The 11,102-nt window shown below is 68.2% G+C and carries 10 protein-coding genes; 6 read left to right on the forward strand and 4 right to left on the reverse strand.

Annotated elements, in window-relative coordinates:
- Positions 1-54: 54 nt before the first annotated feature.
- Positions 55-1,254, reverse strand: coding sequence for a DUF4192 family protein (locus tag ACFXOO_RS15270; RefSeq protein ID WP_394564020.1), 1,200 nt, complete (start codon positions 1,252-1,254; stop codon positions 55-57).
- 214 nt (positions 1,255-1,468) lie between these two features.
- Between ACFXOO_RS15270 and ACFXOO_RS15275 the strand changes: the two genes are divergently transcribed.
- The 3 genes from ACFXOO_RS15275 to ACFXOO_RS15285 all read left to right on the forward strand — a co-directional run bounded on the left by ACFXOO_RS15275 (position 1,469) and on the right by ACFXOO_RS15285 (position 4,066).
- Positions 1,469-1,657, forward strand: a complete 189-nt coding sequence (locus ACFXOO_RS15275) for a hypothetical protein (protein ID WP_378843769.1) — start codon at positions 1,469-1,471, stop codon at positions 1,655-1,657.
- Positions 1,658-1,719: 62 nt separating this feature from the next.
- Entirely contained in the window at positions 1,720-3,186 is a 1,467-nt protein-coding gene (gene cls, locus ACFXOO_RS15280; RefSeq protein ID WP_394564021.1) for a cardiolipin synthase, read from the forward strand.
- A gap of 157 nt (positions 3,187-3,343) precedes the next feature.
- Positions 3,344-4,066: a hypothetical protein gene (locus tag ACFXOO_RS15285; protein ID WP_394564022.1), complete on the forward strand. Its 723-nt coding sequence runs from the start codon at positions 3,344-3,346 to the stop codon at positions 4,064-4,066.
- 65 nt (positions 4,067-4,131) lie between these two features.
- On the opposite strand, the gene ACFXOO_RS15290 is transcribed toward ACFXOO_RS15285, so the two are convergent.
- Together ACFXOO_RS15290 and ACFXOO_RS15295 are read right to left on the reverse strand one after the other, a co-directional pair.
- Positions 4,132-4,368: a helix-turn-helix domain-containing protein gene (locus tag ACFXOO_RS15290; protein ID WP_378843764.1), complete on the reverse strand. Its 237-nt coding sequence runs from the start codon at positions 4,366-4,368 to the stop codon at positions 4,132-4,134.
- Positions 4,365-4,973: a hypothetical protein gene (locus tag ACFXOO_RS15295; protein ID WP_394564024.1), complete on the reverse strand. Its 609-nt coding sequence runs from the start codon at positions 4,971-4,973 to the stop codon at positions 4,365-4,367. Before ACFXOO_RS15295 ends, ACFXOO_RS15290 begins: the two co-directional genes overlap by 4 nt.
- A 187-nt stretch (positions 4,974-5,160) precedes the next feature.
- Between ACFXOO_RS15295 and ACFXOO_RS15300 the strand changes: the two genes are divergently transcribed.
- The 3 genes from ACFXOO_RS15300 to ACFXOO_RS15310 all read left to right on the forward strand — a co-directional run bounded on the left by ACFXOO_RS15300 (position 5,161) and on the right by ACFXOO_RS15310 (position 9,126).
- A complete protein-coding gene (locus ACFXOO_RS15300; protein WP_378843760.1) occupies positions 5,161-7,689 on the forward strand; it encodes an ATP-dependent Clp protease ATP-binding subunit in 2,529 nt (842 codons plus the stop codon).
- Between the two features lie 105 nt (positions 7,690-7,794).
- Positions 7,795-8,298 carry an amino-acid N-acetyltransferase gene (locus tag ACFXOO_RS15305; RefSeq protein ID WP_378843758.1) on the forward strand — a complete coding sequence of 168 codons (504 nt, stop codon included), beginning with the start codon at positions 7,795-7,797 and terminating at the stop codon, positions 8,296-8,298.
- An 81-nt stretch (positions 8,299-8,379) separates the two neighbouring features.
- Positions 8,380-9,126: a hypothetical protein gene (locus ACFXOO_RS15310; RefSeq protein WP_378843756.1), complete on the forward strand. Its 747-nt coding sequence runs from the start codon at positions 8,380-8,382 to the stop codon at positions 9,124-9,126.
- A 354-nt stretch (positions 9,127-9,480) separates the two neighbouring features.
- On the opposite strand, the gene ACFXOO_RS15315 is transcribed toward ACFXOO_RS15310, so the two are convergent.
- Entirely contained in the window at positions 9,481-11,028 is a 1,548-nt protein-coding gene (locus tag ACFXOO_RS15315; protein WP_378843754.1) for an amino acid permease, read from the reverse strand.
- Positions 11,029-11,102 lie beyond the last annotated feature (74 nt).

Raw genomic sequence — 11,102 nt, forward strand, 5'->3', positions numbered from 1 at the left:
GGGGCTATGGCGGGGCCCGGGAGTGCACACCGGATTCGGAGGGTCGGCCATCGGTCAGCGCGCGCCCGGAGCGCGGAACGCCCAGTCGGGAAGGTGACCCGCCTGGACGAACGAGCAGACGATCTCGGCGAGACCGTGCTCGGGCTCGATGGAACGCGCTTCCTCGGCGTAGTGCTCGGCGTGCGTGGAGCGGCCGAGAGCCCAGGAAAGCCAGGCGCACGCGGACAGCGGGCCCGGCCGGACATCGCGGGGCGCCGTGGCTGCGGCCCGGCGGGCGACGTCGAGGGCGCTCTCGAGGCGCGCAGGATCGGGCCGACCGCCCTCGCCCCACATGTGCATGGCGAGGTAGGTCGGGTACTCCTCGCCCTCCTCCCAGCGCAGCTGCGCCTGGAGCGCATCGTCGCCCGCCGAAAGGTCGCCGCACCACTGCACGAGGGCGATGTCCCGCAAGGAAGGTCGGGAGAGGCACCAGATCATGGCCGCCGCCAGGTACGGGTCGCGCTCCCCGGCACCGGCATCCAGGGCGTCCTCGAAGAGGGACGGGAGGTCGTCCAGCGCGCAGACGGTCGCCAGCGCCCGCGGGTCGACGCGCGCACTCGGAGGCGGCGCGGGTTCGGAGGGCCGGCCGCGGTCGGGTCCGCAGATCAGCCTCACTCCGTCATCGAGGGAGATCAGTGCGCGCGCCACCCTCTCCCGCTCCGCCGGATCGGCCGCCGGGAGCAGTGCACCCGCCCGTTGGTCGCCGACCGGCGCAGCCGGCAGCTCGGGGTGAATGCCTGACGGCCGATCGAGATCATCCAGCGACCGGCCCTCGTCAGGGCACTCCGGGTCGAGGTACGACCCCCATCCGTCGGGCGCGACGCAGAGCACGTTCGTCACTCGCAGCCCGCACTCGTCTGCGCGGAGAAGCAGCGCGCGGGCGAGGTCCTGACGCGGCATCGACGACGATGTCGTCGTGCCCCTCCCCGCGGCCGTCGAACCCCGCCCGGCCGCGGCCGACGCGAAAGGGTCGTCGGTGTAGATGACCGCGGCGATCGCGTCGGCGTCCGGCACGCGGCACACCAGACCGACGTAGGTGGCCGACAGCGGGTCGACGTCGGCGTCCTCCGGCGGAAGATCCACGCGCATCCCGCCCAGACTGCGGCCGCCGGCGAACGGGATGAGCACCAGGCTGTCGCGCGGCACGCAGCCGACCAGGTGCGGGACGAGGGACAGGAACTGAGCGGCGCTCGCCGCCTTCACGATGGTTGTCATGTCGCGACTCTGGCCCGCGGCATCCGTCGCCGGGATCATCGCGCCGGCGTCTGGGGAGTCGGATGCGCAGAACGGACCGACGCACAAACAGCTTCGCGATCTGTGGAGGAACGGCGGCATTGTGGGTGTCCGCGCTTCCGCGGCGACCGGGGGAGGAACGGACGGTGTCGAACCACTTCCGCGCGGGTCACCTGGCGCCGCGTATCCTGGGGTCATGGACTCCTTCTGGGTCGCGGCATCCCTGGCCCTCCTGCCGACGGTCGTCGTCAGCGTGCTGTTCTTCTTCGTGCTGCGGAGCATCATCCGGATGGACCGCACCGAGCGCCGCGTCTACTCCAAGATCGAGGCGGAGGAGCGGGCCAAGCGCGGCCTGCCCGCGGCGGCCGCCGCCGACCGCGCCTAGCCCGGACAGGCGGTGTCGACACCGCCCGCTACGCTGAGAGCACGTGTCGGCGAGGGGGTGCGGTGATCAACATCACCTTCGATGCCACGTGGTGGCTGATCGTCGTCTTCGTGTTCGACATCATCGTGCGCGTCGCTGCGATCATCATCGTCCCGCGCAACCGTCGCCCGACGGCCGCCATGGCGTGGTTGCTCGCGATCTACTTCATCCCTCTCATCGGGGTGTTCCTCTTCCTCCTCATCGGCAACCCGCGTCTTCCCCGCAAGCGTCGGCGTCAGCAGCACCAGATCAACACCTACATCCAGGAGACCAGCGAGCATCTCGACTTCGGCACGCACCGCCCGCGGGCGCCCGAGTGGTTCACGTCGCTCGTGACGATGAACCGCAACCTCGGGGCGATGCCGCTCGCCGGTGACAACACCGCCCACTTGATCTCCGACTACCAGACCAGCCTCGACACCATGGCCGACGCGATCCGCACGGCGAAGCAGTACGTGCACGTCGAGTTCTACATCCTGCAGACCGACGACGCGACCGACAACTTCTTCCGGGCACTGGAGGAGGTGGCGGCGCGCGGCGTGACCGTGCGCGTGCTGCTGGACCACTGGGCCAACCGCGGCAAGCCCTACTACCGGAAGACCCTGAAGCGCCTCGACGCGATGGGCGCCCAATGGCATCTGATGCTCCCCGTGCAGCCGTTCAAGGGCAAGTACCAGCGGCCCGATCTGCGCAACCACCGCAAGCTCCTGGTCATCGACGGCGCCGAAGCGTTCATGGGGTCGCAGAACGTGACCGACTCCACCTACAACCTGCCGAAGAACATCCGTCGCGGCCTGCACTGGGTCGACCTCATGACACGGCTCGAAGGCCCGGTCGTGGCATCCGTCAACGCCGTCTTCCTGTCGGACTGGTACAGCGAGACGAACGAGGTGCTCACCGACGAGATCGACCTGTTCAACGTCGGGTCGGGTCCGGGTGAGCTCGACTGCCAGGTCGTGCCGTCCGGGCCCGGGTTCGACGGCGAGAACAACCTGCGTCTCTTCGCCGGCCTGCTCTACGCCGCGCAGCGCCGCATCTCGGTCGTGAGTCCGTATTTCGTGCCCGACGAGTCGCTGCTGCTGGCCATCACCACGGCGTGCCAGCGCGGGGTCGATGTCGAGCTGTTCGTCTCCGAGGAGGGCGACCAGGCGATGGTCTACCACGCGCAGCGCAGCTACTACGAGACGCTTCTGCGCGCGGGCGTCACGATCCGGATGTACCGCAAGCCCTACATCCTGCACACGAAGTGCTTCACGATCGACGACGAAGTGGCCGTGATCGGCTCGAGCAACATGGACATGCGCTCCTTCGGCCTCAACATGGAGATCTCGCTGCTGGTGCGCGGCGAGGAGTTCGTCGCCGAGATGCGCGAGGTCGAGGACATCTACCGCGGACTCAGCCGCGAACTGACCCTCGAGGAATGGCTGAAGCAGCCCCTCCGCTCGACCGTGCTCGACAACCTCGCGCGACTCACCTCCGCCCTGCAGTGACGTCGGGCGAGCAGAAGAGCGGATGCTGCGCCCTCTCGGCCGCGCGCGCCGCGGCGAGCACGGGGCGAGGTGTCTCCCGGTAACGGCACAGCGGGATGTTACGGGTCCGTGACCCATTTCGCCGGTTGCGCCCAGCGGGTTCCGACAGGATCGAATCATGACCTCGACCCCCCGCCGTCTCCTCGCCATCTGCCTCACCCTCGGCGCCGCCGCCGCCGCCCTCAGCGCCTGCGCCACCCCGACGGCGGGATCGCCCGCGTCCTCCTCGCCCCCCACGGGGGACGGCACGGTCGTCACCGAACTGGATGCGGCCTGGTTGGACAGCGGCCGAGCAGTCGCGATCATCACGTCGGGCAGCTCGACGTGTCTCCCCATCGCCGATGAGCCGATGTACGCCGACGGAAAACTGACGGTCGAGCTGACCGACCCCGAGGCTGCGGCTTGCACCCAGGACCTCGTGCCACGTGCCTCCGTGGTGACCCTTCCGGAGGGCGTCGACCCGACCAAGAACCTCGAGATCGTCGTGACCGGCACGTACGCCGGCGACACCGACCTCGACGGGGATGCCTCGCTCACCGGCATCCCCGGGCAGCCCACCGATTACCTGCCCAGCGCGGGCTGGTTCGACGACGGCGCCTTCGTGCTCCTGTCCTGGGGCAGCTCGACGTGCGTCCCGGTGCTGGAGAGCGCCGAGGCGACCGGGGCATCCGAGGTCACGGTCACCTTCCAGACCCCGCCCGCCGACCAGATCTGCACGGCCGACATGGCACCGCGGACGACGATCATCGACGTGACGGGCCTCGAGGAGGACTCCGGTGCGCAGCTCGTGCTCTCGGGCGGCGAGTTCGACGACGTGACGATCCCCATCGCCGGCTCCTGAGCCGCGCGGGGATACCGCGCCCGGAGACCCGCTGAGATCAGCCGATCCGCCGAGCACGGGACCCGTCAGGCGTCGGACCTGACCAGGAGCTCGCCGACCTCGCAGTCCAGCGCCCGGCAGATCGCCGACAGCGTCGAATAGCGGATGGCGCGGGCGCGGTCGTTCTTCAGGATGGAGAGGTTGACGATCGAGACGCCGACGAGCTCGCTCAGCCGGGTCAGGGTCATGCCCCGCTCGGCGAGCAGCTCGTCGAGACGGCAATGGACGCCGGATGCCTCGTCCTCCGCCTCGCCCGGGGTCATACGAGACCCTCGGTCTCCCGCTGGAGGCGCTCGCCGATCTGGAAGGCCGTCGCCACTGCCGTGAGCACCAGGATCACGAAGACCGGTGTCAGGTCGCTTTCGAACACCACACCGTCGTACGAGCGGTCACTGACCGCCGCCAGCGCACCGTTCACCGTCATGTTCGACAGGATCGAACCGAGCACCCACCCGACGGCGACGACACCGGCACCCGTGTACATCAGGCGCGCCGTGCCGCGCCGGAACGCCCGGCCGCGAGCGAGCCGCAGACAGAAGAGTCCCGCGATCGCGATCAGGGCGATCAGCGTCAGGCCGACGACGACCGGCTGGGCCCAGACCGCGAAGAGCGTCGCGGGGGCGGGATCGGCCACGTCGATGACGGCGCGGTCGACGGAGACGTCGACGGCCGAACCGGCGGGGCCGATCGGCAACGGCGCGGTCTCGCCGGTGAACGGCACCAGGACCGGGATGCTTCGGGCCGACGCCACCTCGACGAGCCGCGAGACGACCCACGCGACGACGGCGACGATGCCCGCAAGGCTCAGGACGGCGTACAGGTACATGCCGGTCCGGTCGCTCCGGGAAAGCTGGGGAGTATCGATCATGATGGTCAGCTCCTTATCGAGGATCGTTGTTATCGATGTTCATAACGTAACGATTATCGATACTGGCCGCAACCCCCGGCCGCACTATGCCCACGGCGAACAGGAGCCCGTGGCATCCGTGCCCTGGTTACCCTCGATGTAAAGGCGCGCGTACCGTGTCTGCCTGCCCCGCGCAGAAGGAGTGACGATGTTCGAAAGATTCACAGACCGTGCCCGCCGAGTGGTTGTGCTCGCCCAAGAAGAGGCGAAGATGCTCAATCACAACTACATCGGGACCGAGCACATCCTGCTCGGCCTGATCCACGAGGGCGAGGGCGTCGCCGCGAAGGCGCTCGAGTCGCTCGGCATCTCGCTCGACGCCGTGCGTGAGCAGGTGCAGGACATCATCGGCCAGGGTCAGCAGCAGCCGACCGGCCACATCCCCTTCACGCCGCGTGCGAAGAAGGTGCTCGAGCTGTCCTTGCGCGAAGCGCTGCAGCTCGGCCACAACTACATCGGCACCGAACACATCCTGCTCGGCCTGATCCGCGAGGGCGAGGGCGTCGCCGCCCAGGTGCTCGTCAAGCTGGGCGCCGACCTCAACAAGGTGCGCCAGCAGGTCATCCAGCTGCTCAGCGGCTACCAGGGTCAGGGCAAGGAGCCCGCGGGCGTCTCGGGTTCTGCGCACGACAACACGCAGGCCGCCCAGGGCGGCTCGGCCGTGCTCGACCAGTTCGGCCGCAACCTGACGCAGGCCGCTCGGGACAACAAGCTCGACCCGGTGATCGGGCGCGAGAAGGAGATCGAGCGGGTCATGCAGATCCTCTCCCGCCGCTCCAAGAACAACCCCGTCCTGATCGGCGAGCCCGGCGTCGGCAAGACCGCGGTCGTCGAGGGCCTCGCCCAGGCGATCGTCAAGAACGAGGTGCCCGAGACCCTGAAAGACAAGCAGGTCTACTCGCTCGACCTCGGTTCGCTCATCGCCGGTTCGCGCTACCGCGGCGACTTCGAGGAGCGCCTGAAGAAGGTCACGAAGGAGATCCGCACGCGCGGCGACATCATCGTCTTCATCGACGAGATCCACACCCTCGTGGGTGCGGGCGCCGCCGAGGGTGCGATCGACGCCGCCTCGATCCTCAAGCCGCTCCTCGCTCGCGGCGAGCTGCAGACGATCGGTGCGACGACGCTGGACGAGTACCGCAAGCACTTCGAGAAGGATGCCGCGCTCGAGCGCCGTTTCCAGCCGATCCAGGTCGCCGAGCCGAGCCTGCCCCACGCGATCAACATCCTGAAGGGGCTGCGCGACCGCTACGAGGCGCACCACAAGGTGCAGATCACCGACGGCGCCATCGTCGCGGCCGCGAACCTCGCCGACCGCTACATCTCGGATCGCTTCCTGCCCGACAAGGCGATCGACCTGATCGACGAGGCCGGCGCCCGCCTGCGCCTGTCGATCCTGTCGTCCCCGCCCGAGCTGCGCGAGTTCGACGAGAAGATCGCCAAGGTCCGCGAAGACAAGGAGCGCGCCTCCGAGGACCAGGACTTCGAGAAGGCCGCGTCGCTGCGCGACGAGGAGAAGTCGCTCCTCGCCGAGCGTCTGCGCCTCGAGAAGCAGTGGCGATCCGGCGATGTCGCGACCCACGCGGTCGTCGACGAAGGGCTCATCGCAGAGGTGCTTGCTCAGGCCACCGGCATCCCGGTGTTCAAGCTCACCGAGGAAGAGTCCAGCCGCCTCGTGTTCATGGAGAAGGCGCTGCACCAGCGCGTCATCGGCCAGGAAGAGGCGATCGCCGCTCTGTCGAAGACCATCCGACGTCAGCGCGCGGGGCTCAAGGACCCCAAGCGGCCGTCGGGGTCGTTCATCTTCGCCGGTCCGACCGGTGTGGGAAAGACCGAGCTCGCCAAGGCGCTCGCGGAGTTCCTCTTCGACGACGAGACCGCACTGATCTCGCTCGACATGTCGGAGTTCGGGGAGAAGCACACCGTCTCACGTCTGTTCGGCGCCCCTCCCGGATTCGTCGGATTCGAAGAGGGCGGTCAGCTCACCGAGAAGGTGCGCCGCAAGCCGTTCTCGGTCGTGCTCTTCGATGAGATCGAAAAGGCCCACCCCGACATCTTCAACTCGCTGCTGCAGATCCTCGAGGAGGGTCGGCTCACCGACGGTCAGGGTCGCGTCGTCGACTTCAAGAACACCGTCATCATCATGACCACCAACCTGGGTGCGCGCGACATCGCGGGCGGCCCGGTCGGATTCCAGGTCGAGGGTGACTCCGCGACGTCCTACGACCGGATGAAGGGCAAGGTGCAGGAAGAGCTCAAGCGGCACTTCAAGCCCGAGTTCCTCAACCGCGTCGACGACATCATCGTGTTCCCGCAGCTGTCCAAGCCCGAGCTGATCCAGATCGTGGACCTGTTCACGAAGCGTCTCGCCGAGCGTCTGCTCGATCGCGACATGACGATCGAGCTGTCACTGCCGGCCAAGGAACGCCTCATCGAGATCGGGTTCGACCCCGCCCTCGGTGCCCGGCCCCTCCGCCGCGCGATGCAGCACGAGATCGAGGACCGCCTGTCGGAGAAGATCCTGCACGGCGAGCTCGTCCCGGGCGATCACGTGAAGGTCGATTCCGACAGCACCGGCTTCCTGTTCGAGAACGCCCCCCGCGGCGAGAAGGTCGCCGTCGGCGTCGTGGCCGGAGAGATCACCGCCACACCCGACCTCGCCATCACCGGCGAGTAGTCCGAGACGACGAAGAGCGGATGCTGCGGCATCCGCTCTTCGTCGTCTGCGGGTCTGCTCGGCGTCGGTGAAACCGTGCGGCCGTTCGGACTTTAGGCTGGTGCAATGGATCAGTTCGTCGTCCGGGCAGCGCGCACCTCGGATGTGCGCGCCATCCAGGGTCTCCTGGAGCCCTACGTGCAACGGCGGATCCTGCTCGGCAAGGACGTCGTACTGCTCTTCGAGTCGGTGCAGGAGTTCCTCGTCGCCGAGACGCCGGCGGGCGAGATCATCGGATGCGGCGCGCTGCATGTGATCTGGGAAGACCTCGGCGAGGTGCGCACGCTGATCGTGGCCGACGGCTGGCTGCACCACGGCGTCGGCCGCGGCATCGTCGAAGGGCTCGAGCGACGCGCCTCCGAGCTTGGGCTGAGTCGCCTGTTCTGCCTGACCTTCGAGGTCGACTTCTTCACCCGCCGCGGGTTCTCGCCGATCGGCGAGCAGATCGTCGATGCCGACGTCTACTCGCAGCTCATCCGCAGCCCCGACGAGGGCGTGGCCGAGTTCCTCGATCTCGCGCACGTGAAGCCGAACACCCTCGGCAACACCCGCATGCTCAAGGTGTTCTGAGCCCCTCTCGCGGAGTGCAGAACGGCCGCCCGGGCGTGCCGACCCCGCTTCTCCGTGCCCCCGGCTTAGCCTGGACCCATCGTGTCCGAACAGCCTCCTCGCAAGCGCCCGACGCCCGCCGTCTACCGGCGGCGCCGGCTGGTCGTGCTGCTGGCCATCGTCGTGGTCGCGGTCGTGGTGTGGGTGCTGATCGCCCAGCCGTGGCGGAGCGCCGCCGCGCAGGTGTCCGCACCGAAGCCCGACGCCGGCGCGAGCGCATCGCCGGTCATTCCGTCGGACACCGGGGCAACCCCGACGGCCACCCCCGAAGCATCGGAGGGCCCTTCGATCTCGGACGAGCCCGCCCCTGAGCCCGCCCCCAGCGCCGAACCGACCGCTGAGCCCACGCCGGAGACGACCGTCGGTGCCCCCGTCGTCGCGACACCGTGCATCGCGAGCGACGTGCAGGTCAAGCCCGTGGCCGATGCCGAGACTTATGCCGCGGGTCAGAATCCCCAGTTCTCGATCTCGCTGACGAACCGCAGCGGCAAGGACTGCACGATGAACGTCGGAACCAGCACCCAGACGTTCACCGTGATGAGCGGCAGCGACATCTGGTGGCGCTCCACCGACTGCCAGAGCGAGCCGAGCGACATGGTCGTGTTGCTCGCCGCCGGTCAGACGGTGACGAGTGCGGCGCCTCTCACCTGGGACCGCACGCGCTCAGCGGTCGGATCCTGTGACGCGACCGATCGGCAGAAGGCGCCTGGCGGTGGGGCGTCGTACCACCTGTCGGTGGCGATCGGCGGGATCTCGTCGACCCAGTCGACGCAGATCCTGCTCTACTGAGGCCTCAGATGCTCGGCCGCGGAGCACTCGCGCGTCGTCGATCGGGATGACTCGTGCTGTCCCCCGAAGAGGGGACAGACAAGAACCGGTGGGCAGGCATACCCTAGGGCTAGCTCCCACCGATATGGGTTCGTCGCCTCCCCAGTGGCGTCGCCGAATTCGCCCCCAGCGAACCGGATCACGAACTTCGATGTGGAGAGCCGAGGGCCCTCTCGAGTCGGCCGCCGCGCAGCGGATGACTCGAGGGGGTCCTGCGCGTACCGGGGGGCACGCGCGGAAGGCGGGATCGAGCGACATTCGTCGTCTCGATCCCGCCGGCCTCTTCTCCGGCTCCTCGCGGCCGGTCGCCCCGCGTCAGGGCTTGTCGCCGAAGACCTCCGAGTCCATCTGGTCGTAGCCCTCCGACATGGGGTCACCGTGCGAGCCGCCCGACAGGGCGTATTCCTCCTCCGGCGAGAGGATCAGCCGGTGGCGGTAGAACACCGCGAAGCCGATCAGGATGATCGCGTACACGACCACGATGGCGATGATCGCCGGTCCGAATGTCGGGTTGAGCAGGAATCCGACGAAGATGAGCGCGGCGATGACGGCGGCGATGACCGCACCGGGGATGCCCCACGGGCTGCGGTACGGACGCTCGGCGTTCGGGTACTTCCGCCGCAGGATGATGAACGACACCATCTGCAGCAGGTACGCCAGCACGGCGCCCCACACCGCGATGTTCAGGACGATCGCCCCGGCGACGGCGCCCGCGCCCTCGGCGTCGACGCTGGCCAGCACATCCAGTACGACCAGCGCGATGAACCCGATCACGGCTCCGACGACGAGCGCGACCCAGGGCGTCTGCCGCTTGCCCGTGAGCGAGAGGAAGCGCGGATAGTAGCCGGCCCGCGAAAGGGAGTACATGTTGCGTCCGTAGGCGAACATGATGCCCTGGAGCGACGCCAGCAGGCCGACCAGCGCGAACAGCGCGAGCACGGCGGCCGCTTCATCGCCCACGATGGCGCGGAAGCCGTCGAGCAGCGGCTCGCCGGCTGTGCCCGTCGCTTCGGCGCCGATGACACCGGTGTTCAGGAACAGCACGAGCAGGCCCGTGACGATCAGGGTGCCGCGGGCCCAGAAGCCGGCCTTCGGGATGTCGCGCACCGGGTTGTGTGATTCCTCTGCGGCCAGGGGCAGCTCCTCGATGCCGAGGAAGAACCACATCGCGAAGGGGAGGGCGAACAGGATCGGGAACACCCCGTGCGGGAGGAACTCCGTCTGCCCGGGATCGGGCGCGATGTCCCACAGCGCGGCCCAGGAGAAGGCCCCCGAGAAGACCGCCATCGCCGAGAAGACCAGGATGATCGCGATGGAGATGATCGAGACCACGATCGCGAATCTGAAGGAGATGGCGGCGCCCGCCGCATTCAGGGCGATGAACAAGGCGTACAGGATGATCCACCAGACCCACGCGGGCAGGGAGATCCCCAGCAGATTACTGGTGATCGCATCGGCGTAGGACGCCGAGAAGTAGACGATCACCGCAGTTGTCGCGACGTACTCGATGGTCTCAGCGGCGCCGGTGATGAGGCCTCCCCACGGTCCCATGGCCGACCGTGCGAACGAGTAGGCCCCGCCCGTGTGCGGCATCGCGGCCGCCATCTCCCCGATCGAGAAGATCATCCCGTAGTACATCGCGATCAGGATCACGAAGGCGATCAGCATCCCGCCGAAACCGGCGAAGTCGATGCCGAAGTTCCAGCCCGAGAAGTCGCCCGAGATGACCGCGGCCACGGCCAGGCCCCACAGGCCCCAGATGCCGGCCGATCGTTTCAGGGTCCGCTTCTCGAAATAGTCGGTGCCTGCACGGGTATAGGTCGCTCCTGCGACCTTCCGCGCGTCGTTGCTCGCTTGAGACATCAGTCCTCCGTGCGCTTCGGGTGAGCGCGCGGCCGCGCCCTGGCCCCGATTGTGATGCCTATTGGCAGGATGTG

This window comes from Microbacterium sp. P03 (genome assembly GCF_043556235.1).
In the GTDB taxonomy this organism is placed as follows: domain Bacteria; phylum Actinomycetota; class Actinomycetes; order Actinomycetales; family Microbacteriaceae; genus Microbacterium.

Coding starts and splice junctions, on each gene's coding strand:
- ACFXOO_RS15270 (WP_394564020.1), bottom strand. CDS start 1,254: ATGACAACCATCGTGAAGGCGGCGAGCGCCGCTCAGTTCCTGTCCCTC.
- ACFXOO_RS15275 (WP_378843769.1), top strand. CDS start 1,469: ATGGACTCCTTCTGGGTCGCGGCATCCCTGGCCCTCCTGCCGACGGTC.
- ACFXOO_RS15285 (WP_394564022.1), top strand. CDS start 3,344: ATGACCTCGACCCCCCGCCGTCTCCTCGCCATCTGCCTCACCCTCGGC.
- ACFXOO_RS15290 (WP_378843764.1), bottom strand. CDS start 4,368: ATGACCCCGGGCGAGGCGGAGGACGAGGCATCCGGCGTCCATTGCCGT.
- ACFXOO_RS15295 (WP_394564024.1), bottom strand. CDS start 4,973: ATGATCGATACTCCCCAGCTTTCCCGGAGCGACCGGACCGGCATGTAC.
- ACFXOO_RS15300 (WP_378843760.1), top strand. CDS start 5,161: ATGTTCGAAAGATTCACAGACCGTGCCCGCCGAGTGGTTGTGCTCGCC.
- ACFXOO_RS15305 (WP_378843758.1), top strand. CDS start 7,795: ATGGATCAGTTCGTCGTCCGGGCAGCGCGCACCTCGGATGTGCGCGCC.
- ACFXOO_RS15315 (WP_378843754.1), bottom strand. CDS start 11,028: ATGTCTCAAGCGAGCAACGACGCGCGGAAGGTCGCAGGAGCGACCTAT.